Below are 16,526 nucleotides of genomic sequence, written 5' to 3' on the forward strand. Positions count from 1 at the left end.
TTTGTTCGGGCTGCATCGGAAAATCAGCACCCGGTCCCGTTCATCACGACGCTGATGGTGCGCCACAGGATGCGCATGTCGGTCGTGAAGGCCAGACCTTCATCATAGACCGTGTCATATTCGGCACGCGCCTGAAAGGTGGTGCGGTTGCGGCCTGCAGTCTGCCAATAGCCGGTGATGCCCGGCCGCAGGTTGTAATAAGCGGTGCCGGGATAAATATCGCGCTGGTCCACCATCATCGGACGCGGTCCGACCAGGCTCATATCCCCCGTCAGCACGTTCCACAGTTGCGGCAGTTCATCCAGCGACGAGCGCCGCAAAAGCTTGCCGAAACGGGTGATGCGTGGATCGTTGCGCAGCTTTTGCGTCGCCGCCCATTCCGCGCGCGCGGCGGGATCACGTTTCAAAACGTCTTGCAGCTGCGCGTCGGCATTGCGCACCATTGACCGCAGTTTCCACATGCGGAACTCTTTGCCGCCCTTGCCGATACGCAACTGGCTGTAGAACGGGTTGCTGCCATCCAAGGCAACACCGAGCGCAAGAACGGCAATCACCGGCACCACAACAGGTGCGGCCAGCGTCAACGCGGTGAGGTCAAGCACCCGTTTGAATACATTTCTATATAGCCCGAAAGGCTTTGTCTTCGGGCGCAGGACCAGCCCCGAAAAATCGGGTGGCGGCTTGACAGGTTGCGCTCTGCGGGGCGGAAACTCGGGGAAGGTAAAAGACATTACCCCGGCCCTCCGGTTTCCCGTAGCCCAGCCAGCAACAATGACGATCTGTCACGTCCCTGCCCGAGCGCGGAACCGGTCATCCGGCGCGCCCAGATTGGCAGCAAAACAAAAACCATATTCAGCACTCAGATCAAGCGCCCCCAGTCGTATTTTACCCGTTGTTGAGGACGTTTGACGACAGCCATTGTCTGGCCCGGCGCCCAATTCCGACCATAATTCAGAGGAAATTTTGTCGCATCTTTGACAGGGCTTTGCCGCACTCATCCTATGCGTGTATTGCTCGGAAAGTGATACCGCATAGGCATTCACAATGCGCCGCAATGATTCGCAGCAGCCCTTCTAAAGCGAGCATCACATGGCACACATCGCAGGGAAATCCGGCGTCTGCCCGCGTTGTGAAGTACTTAAAGATTATCGAAAATCTAGAAACAATGCCGCGGAACGGCTCCGGCCGAAACGGCAGGGAACACGCCACGTTTCGCCGTGCGGCTTAAAAACATCGGGCTGTCAAAATCCTTGCATCCCCGCAGCGCAGTCGCGATGCTTGCAGCGGGTGCCCCAGCGGTGCCAAGCCTTGCGGAGCCCTCGTTGAAGATCGCTTATCTGGTGAACACCTATCCGCGCGGTTCGCAGACCTTTATCCGGCGCGAGATCATGGCGCTTGAACGGCTGGGATGGTCCATTCACCGCTTTGCACTGCGATCGGACAGGGCCGCACTGGTGGACCCTGCCGATATCGCCGAAGACGCGCGGACCGAGCATATTCTGCAAATCGGGGCGGGGCGGCTCCTGCTGTCGGCCCTCGGCTGGATGGCGCGCCATCCGACGGGGGCCGCGCGTGCCTTTGCGATGGCTTTGCGCTGCGGGGCGAAAGGGGCGGGCGGCGTTCCCGGAACAGGGGGACGGCTGCGGCATATGGTTTATCTGGCCGAAGCCGCGCATCTGGCGCGACGCTGTCATGCGTTGCGCCTTCCCCATCTGCATGCGCATTTCGGGACCAATTCTGCCACCGTCGCCATGCTTTGCGCCCTTATGGGCGGGCCGGCGTATTCCTTTACCGTTCACGGCCCGGAAGAATTTGACGCGCCGGTTGCGCTTGCCTTGGGCGCCAAGGCGGACCAGGCCTTGTTTACCGTCGCGATTTCAAGCTTCGGACGCAGCCAGCTTTATCGCTGGGCGAGTGTCGACACTTGGCCGCGCCTGCATGTGGTGCATTGTGGGATTGAACCCTGGCGCTTTCCCGAACCGGCCGCCCTGCCCTCTGGCGGGCCTCATCTGGTGGCGATCGGGCGGCTGTCCGAGCAAAAGGGCTTTGCTCTGCTGGTTGAGGCGATCGCCAAGGCCGTCCCCGACCTGCCCGGACTGCACCTGACGCTCGTGGGGGACGGTCCGCTGCGGCCCCAGCTAGAGGAAGCGATGGCGCGGCACGATCTTGGCAGGCATGTCACGCTTGCGGGCTGGCTTGACGAAGGGCGGGTGCGGGACAGTCTGGCCGCAGCGCAGGCGCTGATCGTGCCATCCTTTGCCGAGGGGTTGCCTGTCGTGATCATGGAGGCGATGGCAGCGGGGCGCGCGGTTATTGCCACCACCATCGCCGGTGTGCCGGAACTGGTGACGGCAGAAACCGGATGGCTGGTCCCCGCAGGTGACGCCGAGGCGCTTGCGCAGGCGATCAGGCAGCTTGCCGCGACCCCGCCGGCCCGGCTTGTCCAGATGGGGCAGGCTGCACGCCAGCGTGCGTTTGAACGCCATGACATCGACCGCGAGGCCGAAAAACTGACCGTCCTTTTCGCCAGCAAAGGCAACCCCTGATGTCAGCCCTGTTTCAAATCGCCTGTGCCAGCAATTCCGATGCGATCCTTGCCGCAAATCTTGCCGCCTCGCCCTGCCTTGCAAATGGCGTTCCGTTGCATGTCGAGCGCAATGCACCGTCGGCGGCCATAGCCTATAATCGCGCGCTGGATGCGACGCAGAGCGAGATCGTGGTCTTTGCCCATCATGATGTGTTTTTGCCCAAAGGGTGGGACGCGCTGCTGCACGCGCGGCTTGCCGAACTGACGCGCCATTGCCCCGACTGGGCCTTGGCAGGCGCGTTTGGCATCGGGGCCGATTACCGGCAGTTCGGGCCGGTCTGGACCTCTTCCTTGGGTCAGATCATCGGGCGGGTGCCGTCGCAACCGGAACCGGTGATCAGCTTTGACGAAATGCTGATCGTGCTGCGCCGATCATCCGGCCTGCGGTTCGACGACAGCCAACCGGGGTGGCACATGTATGGCACAGACATCGTCTGCCGCGCCCGCAGCGCGGGCAAGGGAGCCTTTGCCATCGGGCTTCCCTGCATTCACAACGACCGCTTTCACGGGGCGCTTGGCCCCGATTTCACCGAAAGCTATCGCTGGATGCAGGCAAAATGGCCGCAATACCTGCCAATCCAGACCCCCGTGACCAAGATCAGCCGATCTGGTCTGCACCTGATGCGCGAACGCTGGAACATGCGAAAATCGCTTGCCCTGCGCGAGACAGATGCCGTTGACACCGCAGCACCTGCGCCAGATCTTGCGCGGCGCTGCGGGTGGGCCGACCTGACGGCATCGGTGGGTTAAAGCTGGCGAATAGCTTCGGCAACGGCAAGGCCAAGCGCGGCATGCGCTTCGGGTTCGAAGTGAATGCCATCCTGCGGGCTGACCGCGATCACCTCACCCGCATCCAGAAAGCCGATGTCGCGGGTCCGAGCCAAGGCACGGTAGCGTTCGGCCAGACCTTCGCTGCGTGCCGCCGCCCCAAGAAACTCTCCTGCGATCGGCCCCACCTCGACCACGGGCGGCGGGCAGATCAGCAACAGCTTGAAGCCGCCATGCCGTGCCTGCATCTCAAGGCTGAGCGCGATATCGACCAGCCCTGCCACCCCTGCTGTCACCGCCTCGGGCGTTGCAGAGAACCGCGCCTTCACGTCATTGGTGCCGAGCATGATGGTCAGCACATCCACCGGACCATGACTTTGCAACGCGATCTTGAGCCCGTCCTGCCCGTTCATATGCCCGCCCATCACCGGATCGGGGAATTGGGCGGTGCGGCCCGGCAACCCTTCCTCGGCCAGTTCCCAACCCACGCCCAAGGCCCGTGCGCACACCTGCGGCCAGCGAACCCCCGGCCCGAAGCGGTGATACTCCCCCCGAGTTACAATCGGCGGGGTGCCATGTGTGTTGCTGTCGCCAAAGGTCATCAGAAACGGCATCGCATTCTCCCTGTCCTGCGCCACCCAAGGCTAAGGGCAGAAACCGCCGCCGTAAATGCCCCTTCCCCCTTGGCCTTTTCCCGCGCTGTGCGCATATAAGGGGCAGAGTTTCAGCCGGATGAGGGATCAGATGTTCAGCCTTGGTGAAAAGCCAGCCACAGCGCCCAAAAGCAACCTGATCAAGGATACGACAGAGGCCACGTTCATGGCCGATGTGATCGAGGCAAGCCGCGAAGTTCCGGTGATCGTCGACTTCTGGGCGCAGTGGTGCGGCCCTTGCAAAACGCTCGGTCCGGCGCTTGAGGCGGCGGTGATCGCCGAAGGCGGCAAGGTCCGCATGGTCAAGGTCAATGTGGACGAGAACCAGATGATCGCGGGCCAGATGCGGGTGCAGTCTATCCCGACCGTGTTCGCCTTCTGGCAAGGCCAGCCGGTGGATGGCTTCCAAGGTGCTCTGCCGGGGTCCGAGATCAAGAAGTTCATCGACCGCATCAAGGGCCTGGGCGGTGACGGCGGTCTGGCCGAGGCGATCGAGGCAGCCGAGCAGATGCTGGCCGAAGGCGCTGCGGTGGATGCGGCAGAAACCTTTGCGGCCATTCTGGAGGAAGAGGCCGAAAATGCGCCAGCCTATGGCGGTCTGATCCGCAGCCATCTGGCGCTTGGCAATCTGGAACAGGCCGAGGTGCTGGCCGCGAATGCGCCCAAGGCCATCGCCACCTCGAAGGAAGTGGAGGCTGCCCGCGCACAGATCGCATTGGCCAAGCAGGCCGCCAATGCCGGGCCGGAACAGGACCTGCGCAACGCGGTCGAGGCCGATCCGTCCAACCATCAGGCGCGCTTTGACTTTGCCGCCGCCTTGCTTGCCGCAGGCAAGACCGAAGAAGCGGTAGACCAGCTGCTTGAGTTGTTCCGGCGCGACCGCGAGTGGAACGACGGGGCAGCACGGGCGCAACTTTTCACCATCTTTGATGCGCTGCCCGCCAAGGACCCCATCGTGCTCAAGGGCCGCCGCAAGCTCTCGTCGATGATATTTGCCTGATGCCATTTGCGGTCTAGGTAACGGAACATGATCACAGTATCCGACCTGCCCGACACGATCCCGGTCTTTCCGTTGCCCGGCGCCCTTATGCTGCCGCGCGCGCGACTGCCGCTGCACATTTTCGAGCCACGCTATCTGGCGATGGTCGAAGATTGCATGAAAACCAAGACGCGGCTGATCGGTATGATCCAGCCGCGCGAGACGCCGGGCGGGGAAAAGCGGCTTCAGGCCATCGGTTGTGCCGGTAGGCTGACCGGATTTTCCGAGACCGAGGATGGGCGCTACATGATTACCCTCTCGGGCATGTCGCGCTTTCGTATCCGCGAAGAAGTGCAGGGTTTCACCCCCTATCGCCGCTGCTTGGTCGACTGGTCGCCCTTTGGCCGTGACCTGAACCGCGAGGATGAGGCCGATCCGGCCTTTGACCGTTCGGCTTTTCTGGCGCTGCTGGGGCGGTATCTGACCACGCTGAACCTGTCGACAGACTGGGACAGCCTGAAGGAAGCCGAAACGGAGCTTCTGATAAACTCGCTATCCATGCTGTGCCCTTTCTCGCCCGAGGACAAGCAGGCCTTGCTGGAAGCGCCCTCTTTGTCCACCCGGCGCGAAACGCTGGTGACGTTGATTGAATTTGCCTTGCGCGGCGGCGCGAGTGACGAGGTGATGCAGTGACGCCTACCGACGAAATCAGCGGCGCATCGCCAGACGCTCCGGCCCAGTCTGTCGACCCGCGCATGCTCGAAAGTCTGGTCTGTCCGGTGTCACACGCGGTTCTGACATATGACGCGGCCACGCAAGAGCTTGTGTCAAAGGCCGCACGGCTTGCCTTTCCCATACGGGACGGCATCCCTGTCATGCTGCTTTCCGAGGCACGCGCGCTGGACTGAGCAACTGTTTTTGCCGATGACGTTCACGTGATTTGCGGGCAGCCGGCAACAGCTTCACCTTCAAGGTGCATGACCCTGACGTAATTGTTGTGTGTATTCAGCCGGGAGCGAGAAACGATGAAGTTGTTGACCAAAAGCCTGATCGCCGGATGCCTTTTGTTTGCCGGTGTTGCTGTCGCAAAAGAAGGCGTGCAAGACCCCACCGTCAAGGCGCGTATGGATTTGATGGGCAGCATCGGCATGAACGTCAGGGTTCTTGGCGATATGGCCACGGAAAAGGTGGCCTTTGATGCCGCCGCTGCCGCCGCCGCGCAGCAGGCGCTGGTTGCGGCCTCTGCCGATATCGCCGCCAAGTTCGAGCCGCAGGCCACCGACCCTGTGTCAGAGGCCAAGCCCGAAATCTGGTCGAACTGGGATGATTTCGTCGCCAAGGCGCAAGCCCTGAACACTGCGGCCACCAACCTGGGCGCGGCTTCGCTCGACGATGTCAAGGCAGGCATGGGCGCGATTGGCGGCACCTGCCGCGACTGCCATTCCACCTACCGGATGTAGGTCCGCCGCGACCGGTCTTCGGCAAAGGCCCCCGCGACCCGGGGGCCTTTATAACCTTGCTGTGAAAAGTTTAGCCGCAATAGACCCGCGAGATACGCTCCGCACGGTCTATATCGATGTTCAGCCGTTCGGCGCGATAATCCATCGTGACGGCCATATCGGGACGGATCACGCGCGTATCGGTGCCAAAGCGCATCGTCTCCAGCGCCGATGCAGGCTGTCCGACCAGCCCCTGCAACGCGGTCGCGCCACAGCTTGCAAGGTCCGGTCCTTCTGACACCACGGGTTGGCAGGCGGCCAGAAAGGCCACGGCACATCCGGCCAAGGCTGCGTGTTTCATAGCATTCTCCGTTGTTCAGCCACAAAAAAGCTTCAGGATCAGACCTGATCCATTGACTTGGGCATTCAACCTGTCGGGCATCAAGTCCCGTGTCACGGCCTGATCGGGATAAAGCACCCGCAACTGTCCCGGCAGGCGGTAATCCGCCAGTGCGACAAAAGGCTTGCCGTTCAGATGGGCCAGTTGGTCTTTGCCGCAACCCTGAAGACCTTGGTCTACCAGCGCGGATACGGGAAGCATCTGGGGCCCTGATGGTGCGAAAGGCGGGGCGAGACAACCGCAAAGCCCGCCGCACAGGGCAAAGGCACGCACAAGTCGCAAGCGCGAGAAGAGACTGGGTTCTGACACGACAGGCCACTTGTGATACGCGCGAGGGACAGTCATTCCTACTCCTCCGCCCTGCACCCTTGCAAGCCGAGCCATTGAAATTAGCGCGTCTGGGTCTTGCTTTGCCGGGCCGTTTCGCCCAGCCTGCACGCAAATTGAACGAGGAGAAACCCATGCGCACCCGTGCCGCCGTCGCCCTTGCCCCCGGCAAACCGCTGACCGTGATGGAGGTCAATCTGGCCGACCCCAAGGAAGGTGAGGTTCTGGTTGAAATCAAGGCCACGGGCATTTGCCACACGGATGAATTCACGCTTTCGGGCGCTGATCCCGAAGGTCTTTTTCCGGCCATTCTGGGCCATGAAGGGGCGGGCGTGGTCATAGCCGTCGGTCCGGGTGTCAAAAGCCTGAAGGTCGGCGATCATGTCATCCCGCTTTACACGCCCGAATGCCGCGAATGCCCAAGCTGTCTGAGCCAGAAGACCAACCTGTGCACCGCGATCCGCTCGACACAGGGACAGGGCCTGCTGCCCGATGGCACCACGCGTTTCTCGATGCTGGATGGCACGCCGATCCACCACTACATGGGCTGCTCGACCTTTGCCAACCATACCGTCGTGCCGGAAATCGCGCTTGCCAAGGTGCGGGACGATGCTCCGTTCGACAAGATCTGCTACATCGGCTGCGGTGTCACGACAGGCATCGGTGCCGTGCTGAACACTGCCAAGGTGGAAATCGGGGCCAAGGCGGTGGTGTTCGGGCTGGGCGGGATCGGCCTGAACGTCATTCAGGGCCTGAAGATGGCCGGAGCCGATATGATCATCGGTGTCGACCTGAACAACGACAAGAAGGAATGGGGCGAGCGGTTCGGTATGACCCATTTCGTCAATCCGACGGAAATCGAAGGCTCGATTGTCCAGCATATCGTCAACCTCACCAAAACGCCCTTCGATCAGATCGGCGGGGCAGACTACAGTTTTGACTGCACCGGCAATGTGAAGGTAATGCGCGATGCGCTGGAATGCACCCATCGTGGATGGGGCGTGTCGGTGGTCATCGGCGTGGCGCCTGCTGGCGCAGAAATCCAGACCCGTCCTTTCCAGCTTGTCACCGGGCGCGTCTGGAAAGGAACTGCCTTTGGCGGGGCACGGGGACGGACGGACGTTCCGAAAATCGTCGACTGGTATATGGACGGCAAGATCGAGATCGACCCGATGATCACCCATATCCTGAGCCTCGATGACATCAACAAAGGGTTTGACTTGATGCATGAGGGCAAGTCCATCCGGTCCGTCGTCGTTTACTGAGGCGGAACCGGTCAGGGGCAGACCCTTGACGACGCCAAACCCGCCGGGCCGGAATGAAACCTGCAAAAGAAACAGCCAAGGCCATGACCTCGACCCCCGGCTTGCGACAACTTGCGCAGGCCGGGGTGGCAGTAACGCTGCACCCCTATGACTATGATCCGGCCGCCGATGCGGTCGGTTTGGCCGCCGCCCGCGCGCTCGGGCTCGATCCGGGCCTGACGCTCAAGACGCTGATGGTGGAAGTGGATGGCACGCCCGCCTGCTGTGTCATCCCGTCAGACCGCCAGCTTTCCATGAAACGGGTGGCGAGTGCCTTCGGCGGCAAGTCCGCCTCCATGATGCTGCCCGCCAAGGCTGAACGGCTGACAGGCTATCGTGTGGGGGGCATCAGCCCCTTCGGCCAGAAGAAGCCTGTTCCCACCGCGATAGAGGCCAGTGTTTGCGCCGTCGGGCGGGTCTGGATCAACGCAGGCGCGCGGGGATTACTGCTCGGCACGGATCCGCAAGAGGCCCTGCGGGTGCTTGCCGCCCGTCCCGCCGACTTGCTGGCATGATCCGATAGTTCGTGAGGGCCCCGCTCGGAGAGAGGACCACCTCGACGCCAGCCCGGCGCGAGCGCGACCCGTTATCGCCTCGGATGATTCCCTTTGGCCCGAAAATCCACCCGGCGCTTGCGTGCTTTTCCCCTCATGGCAACATAGCCCCTGCATGGAACGCATGGCCCTCGCAAAATCGGGCGCCGTTCCCTTGATGGTTGCAGCGACCTCTCTCGCGGACACATCGCCGAGTTGAATACGATCGCAAAGCCGGGGATGCGGGCCAAATTGCCCTGACGCGCCCCGCAAAGCTGTGCTTTGCTGCAAGGACCGCACTGGCTTTTGCGCGCAAAGAGGTCGGTCGTGACGGTAAGCGAAGAGGAAATGATCGAAACAGCAATCGGCGCCCTGCTGTCACAAAAGCGGGATGCGCGCGTGCTTGTGGGCCAGCTTGTCAGCAGATGGCCCGAGGTGTCGGCGCTGCAGGTGATCTATGTGCTGGCGATGTCTGCAGGCTCGCTTGAACATATGCTGTCCGGACCAGAGGTCGCACTGGCCGCGCAAGAGGCGTGGCGGATGGCAGGGCTGGTCGGGGTCGATCTGCACATGATGGAACATCTGGCCTTACCCCACCAGACAGCAGGAGACCTGCTTGCCTATTGGCTGGCCCATGACGGCTTCTTTTTGCCCCCGCCCGCATGAGCCTTTCCCTTCGCGCCGCAAAATGCGACAAGCGGCAGGGAGTGGAGAAACCGATGGCCGAAACGCGAACCCCCCGTCTTTGTGTCCTGATCGATGCAGACAACGTGCCGGCAAGCTATGCCGAGGCGATCTTCGAGGAGATCGCCGCCTTGGGAGAGGCATCGGTGCGCCGCATCTACGGCGACTGGTCAGCACAGCGTCTGGCAGGTTGGGCGAAGAAAGTGGCGGCGCTTGGCCTTGTCGCCGATCAGCAGTTTTCCAACACCAAGGGCAAGAACGCCTCTGACATCGGCCTTGTCATCGCAGCAATGGATTTCCTGCACTCGGGGTTGTTTGACGGCTTTGTTCTGGTGAGTTCCGACAGCGATTTCACGCGTCTGGCCGCGCGCATCCGCGAACAGGGCCTGGATGTCTACGGCATCGGCGAGAAGAAGACGCCAGAGGCCTTTCGCATGGCCTGCAAGCGCTTTATCTATGTCGAAAACCTGAACGCCCCTGCCGAAGACCCGCCGCGCGCCGCAACCCGCAATGACACGCAGGAAAGCTCTGGCACGGCCAAGCCCGGCACCAAGGAAGCCCCCTCCAAGGCCATTCCGCTGATTGTCGCAGCGATGCGTGCCATCGACCCGGATGGTGAATGGTATACACTCGGGCCGTTGGGACAATTCATCACGCAGGCCAACCCCGATTTTGACACGCGCACCTATGGCGCGCCCAAACTGTCGGATCTTGTGCGTCGGCTGCCCCGGTTCGAGGTGCGGCAAGGTCCGGGTGGCCAGCTGGAATTGCGCGACATTTCCTGATCGCGCACAGTTGCCGTGCAAGGCCGCGCCTTTGCGCCGGCCCATCCATCCCCTATGTTGGCACAAAGAACAGGAGGCCGGTATGGCAGATATTTCTTTGGGGCTGGACACGTTCGGGGATGTCAGCCGTGGCGCGAACGGGCAACTTCTGCCGATGGATCAGGTGCTGCGCGATGTGGTCGAGCAAGCCGTGCTTGCCGACGAAGTTGGCATCGACTTCATCGGCCTTGGCGAACATCACCGCGATGACTTTGCCATTTCCGCGCCAGAGATCGTGCTGGCCACCATTGCCGGACGCACCTCCCGCATTCATCTGGGAACGGCGGTGACAGTGCTGTCATCGGACGATCCGGTGCGTGCGTTTCAGCGGTTTTCGACGCTCAACGCGCTGTCAAATGGCCGCGCCGAGGCAATTCTGGGTCGGGGCTCGTTCAGCGAAAGCTATGCGCTTTTCGGTTATGACATGGCGAATTACGATCAGCTTTTCGAGGAAAAGCTCGATCTTTTCGCGCGGCTCCTGCGCGAGAAGAAGGTCACATGGCAGGGCAAGACGCGCGCGCCATTGAAAAATCAGACTGTCTATCCTCCCTTGGGGCCGAAGGGTCTGACAACATGGGTAGGCGTCGGGGGCAGCCCCGAGTCGGTCGTGCGCGTCGTGCGGCAGGATCTTCAGCTGATGCTTGCGATCATCGGCGGCGATCCCGCGCGCTTTGCGCCTTATGTCGATCTCTATCATCGCGCAGCGGCCTCGATGGACGCCAAGGTGCGCCCGATCGGTGTCCATTCCCCCGGTTTTGTCGCGGCGACTGACGAAGCCGCACGCGAAGGATTGTGGCCGCATTACCGTGACATGTTCGGCCGCATCGGCCGCGAGCGTGGCTGGCCTCCGGTGACCAAAGACAGGTTTCTGGCCGAGGTGGAACATGGCTCCCTCTATGTCGGCAGCCCGGAAACCGTTGCGAAGAAGATCGCAAAGACGATAAAGACGCTGAACATCCAGCGCTTTGATCTGAAATACGCGACCGGCCCGCAGCCCCACGCCGACCTGATGGAGTGCATCCGGCTTTACGGGGAAAGCGTCATCCCGATGGTGCGCGACATCCTCTCGCGCGGGCGTGCGGTGGCCTGACGGCAGCGCCGTGGGGCCAGTCTGGCGCCCTGCCGCCGAGCATCACGGCGATGTAAATGTTGGTGTCGCTACAGCGCCAGGACCATGTCGCGATGTTCTATGCCGGCATCCAGATAGACCGGGCCTTCCGCGACAAACCCGAGGCGTTCATAAAACCCGAGCGCATGGGTTTGCGCGCCGAGCTTGGCGCGCAAGACCCCCGGCTGGCGGCGCAATTCGTCCAGCGCCGCCCGCATCACAGCGGCGCCCAGACCGGTGCCACGCGCAGCGGGCAGCACACACACACGCCCGATTTTGCCCGTCTCGCCCTGCACCAGCAGGCGCGCAGACCCCATCGGCACCCCGTCCACCGTGGCAAGCAGGTGGATCGCCTCTGCATCCTTGTCGTCGAGTTCCTCGGCCTCCGGCACACTCTGCTCCTCGATGAACACAACGCGGCGCAGGTGCAGGCAGGTGCTGATGTCGCGGGTGGGGGCGATATGGATCATGCGAAGTAATCCCGCAGAATGCGGCCATAAATGGCCTTGAGTTGATGGATCTGCGCCACCTCGACCCGTTCATCGACCTGATGCATGGTCTTGCCGACCAGACCGAATTCCACCACCGGACAGTGATCCTTGACAAAGCGCGCGTCCGACGTGCCGCCCGAGGTGGATTCCACCGGAACGCGCCCGGTTTCGGCCTCGACCGCGCGCGCGATCATCGCGGAAAACGCACCGGGCGGGGTCAGAAAGCTTTCGCCCGAGACAGAGACCTTAAGGTCGATCTGCACGCCGGTCGCCTCTGTCACCGCGCGGGCGTGTGCGTGCAGCCAATCGCTCAGGCTGGCGCCACTGTGCAGGTCATTGAAACGGATGTTCACCGTGGCCTGCCCGCGCGCAGGGATCACGTTATTGGCCGGGTTGCCGCAATCGATGGTGGTGATGGCCAAGGTCGAGGCGTCAAAATGCGCGCTGCCTTCATCCAGCGGTTTCTCCTCAAGCCGCGCGAGAAAGCGGACCAGGGCCGACATCGGGTTTTTGGCGCGGTGCGGATAGGCCGAGTGGCCCTGCACACCGGTTGCGGTGATATAGGCCGTCATGCTGCCACGTCGGCCAATCTTCATCATCTCGCCCATCTCGTTCGGGCAGGTCGGCTCGCCGACGAGGCAATGTGTCATGCGTTCGCCCTGCGCCCCCATCCAGTCGAGGAGCGCGCGGGTGCCATCGACGGATGCACCCTCTTCATCGCCCGTTATGGTCACGATCAGCGCACCGTCTGGCGGGAATTGGCGCACGAAATCGACCGCAGCGGCCACAAAGGCTGCAACGCCCGACTTCATGTCGGTGGTGCCGCGCCCATACATCCAGCCATCCACGACCGCAGCCCCGAAAGGATCGTGCGTCCAGGCAGAGGCGTCGCCAACAGGCACCACGTCGGTATGCCCGTTGAAGCCAAAGCTGCGGTTCGCCCCACGCGCACCCCAGCGGGCAAACAGGTTGGCCACCCCGCCCCGGTCTACTCGCGTGCAGGCAAAGCCGGCTTCTGCCAGCACCTCTTCAAGCACGACAAGTGCCCCGCCCTCTGCCGGCGTCACCGAGGGGCAACGCACCAGAGCGGCAGTCAGGGCGACAGGATCGACAGGATTTGACATCTGCAGGCTCCGAAAGGGGACGCCGCAGGCATAGCCACAGATGCCCCGCCCTGCAACTGCCTGTTGCACGTCCGCCACGCTTTGCCCCCGGCAAAATCGGCAGCCGCAACATAACGGCCAAAATAAGGATGACTTGCGTTCAAACTCTGTTAATCCTTCAAAAAACGACAAGTCCCAGAGGCAGGGCAGAGCAGGGTCAACGCACCCGATCCATCCAAAAGCTCCGGCAGGCACCCGCCTGACCGACCGTGATGCTCTGCCTTCTGGCGAGGGAGGCAGTCTTGGCGACAGGCGCAGAACTGAGTTACAATGTCACCGCGAACGCGATGACGATGGCGAATGCGATGTTTGGCAGCGGCGTGACCGTGGTCGGCGCCAGCTATACCGGTCCGCGCGACAGCTCGGCCGTGTTTACTAACGGTCAGCTTGCCCCCGGTGTCCTCGCCTCCTCGACGGGGGTTATCCTGTCGACGGGCGATGTGCGGGATTTCACGCAAAGCAGCGGCGATCCGAACCGCAGCGCCAGCACATCGACCGACACGGCCGGCGTGGACAATAACAGCCAGTTCAACGCGATTGCCGGTGCGCGAACCTTTGACGCGGTCTGGATTGACGTCGATTTCATCCCGACGGGCGATTTTCTGTCGATGCGCTTTGTCTTCAGTTCGGAAGAATACCCCGAATACGTGAACTCCAATTTCAACGACGTGATGGGGGTTTGGATCAATGGCGCCTATGTGCCGGTCAGTATCGGCAACGGCACATCATCGATCAACAACATCAACCCGCTGACCCAGCCAAACCTGTTCGTCAACAATACCGCTGACGCCTTCAACACCGAGATGGATGGCTTTACCGTAACCCTGACCCTGACCATTCCTGTCCGGTCCGGTGTGGTGAACTCGATCCGCATCGGTATCGCCGATACCTCTGACGCGCAGTATGATTCAAATCTCATCATCATGGGCGACAGTCTTCAGACCACACTGGTCGCGCGGGACGATGTCGGAACCATGTTCGCAACCGGTGAAAAGACTTTCAACGTTCTGGCGAATGACATCTATCAAGGCAGCGGCACACTGCGCATCAGCCAGATCAACGGCATCAACGTGGTGGCCGGACAGGTCATTACCCTGCCCTCCGGGCAAAGGGTGCGCCTGAACGCGGACGGCACGATCACTGTGATCGGCAATGGCGATATCGAACAGGTGAACTTCACCTATACCGTCGTGTCGTCACTGGGTGGCCATATCGACACCGGACTTATCAAGATCACCACCATCCCCTGCTTTGTGGCGGGAACCATGATCCTGACCGAGAATGGCGAATGTCCGGTCGAGCGATTGCGGGCAGGCGATATGGTGATGACCAAGGACGACGGGCCACAGCCCCTGCGCTGGATCGGGCGCAGGCTGGTGCCTGCACTTGGCGCGTTGGCCCCCATCGAGATCAGGGCCGGAACCTTTGGCGATCATCGGCGGCTGCTGGTTTCGCCGCAGCACAGAGTCTTGGTGCGCGATGCCGTGGCCGAATTGCTGTTCGGCGAAACGGAAGTGCTGGTTTCGGCCAAGGATCTGGTCAACGGCAAATCCGTGCGGGTGATCGAAGGCGGCGAGGTGGAATATGTCCATCTGTTGTTCGACAAACACCAGATCATTTCCTCCGAAGGGCTTGCCACCGAGAGCTTCCTGCCCGGTCCGCAATCCACCCGCATGTTCGAGGCCGAGATCATCGACGAGATTTGCACGCTGTTCCCCGAGTTGAACCCCAAGACGGGCGACGGCTACAGTCCGGCCGTGCGGCGGACCTTGCGCCCCTTTGAAGCGCAACTCCTGTTCGCCGCCGCCGAAAAGGCTGCCTAGCGCATGACAGACTGGCTTGCCCTTTCAGACATGATCCTGCCGGGGGGCCCGGTTGCGCCTTTGGAGGAAGGGCTGTTCATCTGTGAGGTGGCCCTGCCCTTGGGGGAAGGCACGGTGCTGCTGGAATGGCATCAGGACCAGAACGGCACGCAGCGCAGCTTTTCCATCTTTGCCGATCCGCAGGCGGGTCTGGTGCTGCTGCACCGCAAGGATCAACTGGTGCGGCGGCATATCCTGCCGGGCCCGCTGCCCTTTGGGCTTGGCACGGCGCGGGTCGTCTATGGCTGGAACCGGCGGACGGGGCGCTGGACGCTCAGCTTTGGCCGCATCGGGATGGGCGAGGAATGCATCAGCACCGGCATCGGGCCGATTGCGCTGTCGATGGATGAGCTCTCGGGCCTGTGTCCGCGGGACGGGTCGGCGCTGCGGCATGCCTCGCTTTTGTGGTTCGGGGTGACGCAAGGGGCGCGCCCCCCCGAACGCGCGCCTTGGCTGGGTCTGCGCACCCCGATCGAAACCGCGCGCGGTCCGGTCGCGGCGGGCAGTTTGCGGCCCGGCGATCTGGTCCAGACGAAGGACAACGGATTGCAGCCGGTCTTGCGGGTCAACCGCCTGCGCCTGCCGGGGCGGGGCAGCTTTGCCCCCGTCATCCTGCGCGCGCCCTTTCTGGGACAGGGGAGCGACGTTCTGGTGTCCGCCGATCAGCTGGTCGGGCTGAGCGGGGCGGAGGTGGAGTATATGTTCGGCGAGGAAGAGGTGCTGGTACGGGCCGATGCCCTCGCGAATGGCAGCATCGGGCGCAAGGACGCGCGGCAGGCGGCGGTGGACTGTGTCGCGGTCGACCTTGGCCTGCCGGAACTGCTTCTGGTCGACGGGTTGCGGCTGCTGAGCCACGGGGTCAGGGCCGCGCCGCCACGGACGGTCTTGCTGGCCTTCGAGGCGCAGCAACTGGTCAGCCTGATGGCGCGGCGCAGCCTGTTCGGGGCGGCGTGATCAGTCGTAGAGGGCGGTCATCTGGGCCACGATGACCGAGTTTTCCTCGAGCGCCCGCATCATCAGGGCCTCTTCTTCGGGGTCGATCTCCACCCCGGCTTCTTTCTGCTCGTCAAGGGAGCCGTGGCCTTCCACCTCGAGCACGGCGAGGTCGGCCTGTTTGAGGATGGCCACCGTCTCGCGGACGGCCTCGGCCTCGTCCACGCCGCTGGCGTAGCACATCAGGGCGCCGCCGGTGGCCTTGGGGGGGAGGTCGTCGCCGGGTTTGCGGCCGACCTGGACGAGCAGGGTATAGACCTGCTGGCGGCTGGGCTTGGCGGGCTTTTCATCGCTCATGGGACAGCCTTTCGGGGCGCTGCCCCTGTGTTACAGGCGGGGCGTGTAACACAGGGATCAATTCATGGAATCCTTATATATCAGAACCTTGATACTGCGGGATTCACCATTTCT

20 protein-coding genes are annotated in these 16,526 nt (G+C 62.4%); 13 read left to right on the forward strand and 7 right to left on the reverse strand.

The genetic code is table 11. The annotated features are described in order from the left end of the window. Positions 1-23: 23 nt before the first annotated feature. Entirely contained in the window at positions 24-731 is a 708-nt protein-coding gene (locus G3572_RS08415; RefSeq protein ID WP_164610726.1) for a sugar transferase, read from the reverse strand. 591 nt (positions 732-1,322) lie between these two features. Here G3572_RS08415 and G3572_RS08420 point away from each other — a divergent pair. Next, entirely contained in the window at positions 1,323-2,546 is a 1,224-nt protein-coding gene (locus G3572_RS08420; RefSeq protein WP_164610728.1) for a glycosyltransferase family 4 protein, read from the forward strand. Continuing rightward, positions 2,546-3,337, forward strand: a complete 792-nt coding sequence (locus G3572_RS08425; RefSeq protein ID WP_164610730.1) for a glycosyltransferase family protein — start codon at positions 2,546-2,548, stop codon at positions 3,335-3,337. Before G3572_RS08420 ends, G3572_RS08425 begins: the two co-directional genes overlap by 1 nt. Here the strand turns inward: G3572_RS08425 and G3572_RS08430 are convergent. After that, positions 3,334-3,969: an SGNH/GDSL hydrolase family protein gene (locus tag G3572_RS08430; RefSeq protein ID WP_164610733.1), complete on the reverse strand. Its 636-nt coding sequence runs from the start codon at positions 3,967-3,969 to the stop codon at positions 3,334-3,336. The genes G3572_RS08425 and G3572_RS08430 overlap by 4 nt on opposite strands. A 130-nt stretch (positions 3,970-4,099) precedes the next feature. Between G3572_RS08430 and G3572_RS08435 the strand changes: the two genes are divergently transcribed. The 4 genes from G3572_RS08435 to G3572_RS08450 all read left to right on the forward strand — a co-directional run bounded on the left by G3572_RS08435 (position 4,100) and on the right by G3572_RS08450 (position 6,447). Next, the gene (locus G3572_RS08435; protein WP_164610735.1) at positions 4,100-5,008 is read left to right on the forward strand and encodes a thioredoxin family protein; all 909 of its coding nucleotides are present in this window, start codon (positions 4,100-4,102) and stop codon (positions 5,006-5,008) included. A 27-nt stretch (positions 5,009-5,035) separates the two neighbouring features. Beyond that, positions 5,036-5,680, forward strand: coding sequence for an LON peptidase substrate-binding domain-containing protein (locus tag G3572_RS08440; protein ID WP_164610737.1), 645 nt, complete (start codon positions 5,036-5,038; stop codon positions 5,678-5,680). A 62-nt stretch (positions 5,681-5,742) separates the two neighbouring features. Next, entirely contained in the window at positions 5,743-5,895 is a 153-nt protein-coding gene (locus G3572_RS08445; protein ID WP_164611304.1) for a Trm112 family protein, read from the forward strand. A gap of 117 nt (positions 5,896-6,012) precedes the next feature. Beyond that, positions 6,013-6,447: a c-type cytochrome gene (locus G3572_RS08450; RefSeq protein WP_164610739.1), complete on the forward strand. Its 435-nt coding sequence runs from the start codon at positions 6,013-6,015 to the stop codon at positions 6,445-6,447. 70 nt (positions 6,448-6,517) lie between these two features. On the opposite strand, the gene G3572_RS08455 is transcribed toward G3572_RS08450, so the two are convergent. Both G3572_RS08455 and G3572_RS08460 read right to left on the reverse strand, forming a co-directional pair. Then, on the reverse strand, positions 6,518-6,787 hold the full coding sequence (locus G3572_RS08455) for an I78 family peptidase inhibitor (protein ID WP_164610741.1): 270 nt from the start codon (positions 6,785-6,787) through the stop codon (positions 6,518-6,520). A 15-nt stretch (positions 6,788-6,802) separates the two neighbouring features. Next, positions 6,803-7,027: an I78 family peptidase inhibitor gene (locus tag G3572_RS08460; protein WP_164610743.1), complete on the reverse strand. Its 225-nt coding sequence runs from the start codon at positions 7,025-7,027 to the stop codon at positions 6,803-6,805. Between the two features lie 260 nt (positions 7,028-7,287). Between G3572_RS08460 and G3572_RS08465 the strand changes: the two genes are divergently transcribed. The 5 genes from G3572_RS08465 (at position 7,288) to G3572_RS08485 (ending at position 11,588) form a co-directional block, all read left to right on the forward strand. Further along, a complete protein-coding gene (locus tag G3572_RS08465; RefSeq protein ID WP_164610745.1) occupies positions 7,288-8,418 on the forward strand; it encodes an S-(hydroxymethyl)glutathione dehydrogenase/class III alcohol dehydrogenase in 1,131 nt (376 codons plus the stop codon). 83 nt (positions 8,419-8,501) lie between these two features. Continuing rightward, on the forward strand, positions 8,502-8,972 hold the full coding sequence (locus G3572_RS08470) for an aminoacyl-tRNA deacylase (protein WP_164610747.1): 471 nt from the start codon (positions 8,502-8,504) through the stop codon (positions 8,970-8,972). Positions 8,973-9,317: 345 nt separating this feature from the next. Beyond that, a complete protein-coding gene (locus tag G3572_RS08475; protein WP_164610749.1) occupies positions 9,318-9,656 on the forward strand; it encodes a hypothetical protein in 339 nt (112 codons plus the stop codon). A gap of 53 nt (positions 9,657-9,709) precedes the next feature. After that, positions 9,710-10,459 (forward strand): NYN domain-containing protein, encoded by a 750-nt coding sequence (locus G3572_RS08480; RefSeq protein WP_164610751.1) that lies wholly within the window; start codon positions 9,710-9,712, stop codon positions 10,457-10,459. Positions 10,460-10,541: 82 nt separating this feature from the next. After that, the gene (locus tag G3572_RS08485) at positions 10,542-11,588 is read left to right on the forward strand and encodes an LLM class flavin-dependent oxidoreductase (RefSeq protein WP_164610753.1); all 1,047 of its coding nucleotides are present in this window, start codon (positions 10,542-10,544) and stop codon (positions 11,586-11,588) included. Between the two features lie 68 nt (positions 11,589-11,656). On the opposite strand, the gene G3572_RS08490 is transcribed toward G3572_RS08485, so the two are convergent. After that, positions 11,657-12,076, reverse strand: a complete 420-nt coding sequence (locus tag G3572_RS08490) for a GNAT family N-acetyltransferase (protein WP_164610755.1) — start codon at positions 12,074-12,076, stop codon at positions 11,657-11,659. Then, positions 12,073-13,221 (reverse strand): succinyl-diaminopimelate desuccinylase, encoded by a 1,149-nt coding sequence (gene dapE / locus G3572_RS08495; RefSeq protein ID WP_164610757.1) that lies wholly within the window; start codon positions 13,219-13,221, stop codon positions 12,073-12,075. Before dapE ends, G3572_RS08490 begins: the two co-directional genes overlap by 4 nt. Positions 13,222-13,502: 281 nt before the next feature. Here dapE and G3572_RS08500 point away from each other — a divergent pair, with 281 nt between their 5' ends. Then, a complete protein-coding gene (locus G3572_RS08500) occupies positions 13,503-15,083 on the forward strand; it encodes a Hint domain-containing protein (protein ID WP_354004006.1) in 1,581 nt (526 codons plus the stop codon). Between the two features lie 3 nt (positions 15,084-15,086). After that, positions 15,087-16,076 carry a Hint domain-containing protein gene (locus G3572_RS08505; RefSeq protein ID WP_164610760.1) on the forward strand — a complete coding sequence of 330 codons (990 nt, stop codon included), beginning with the start codon at positions 15,087-15,089 and terminating at the stop codon, positions 16,074-16,076. On the opposite strand, the gene G3572_RS08510 is transcribed toward G3572_RS08505, so the two are convergent. After that, positions 16,077-16,412 carry a DUF8846 family protein gene (locus G3572_RS08510; protein ID WP_164610762.1) on the reverse strand — a complete coding sequence of 112 codons (336 nt, stop codon included), beginning with the start codon at positions 16,410-16,412 and terminating at the stop codon, positions 16,077-16,079. It lies immediately after the preceding gene. Positions 16,413-16,526 lie beyond the last annotated feature (114 nt).

Origin of the sequence: Pseudotabrizicola algicola (genome assembly GCF_010915705.1) — a bacterium.
Taxonomy (GTDB): Bacteria; Pseudomonadota; Alphaproteobacteria; order Rhodobacterales; family Rhodobacteraceae; genus Pseudotabrizicola; species Pseudotabrizicola algicola.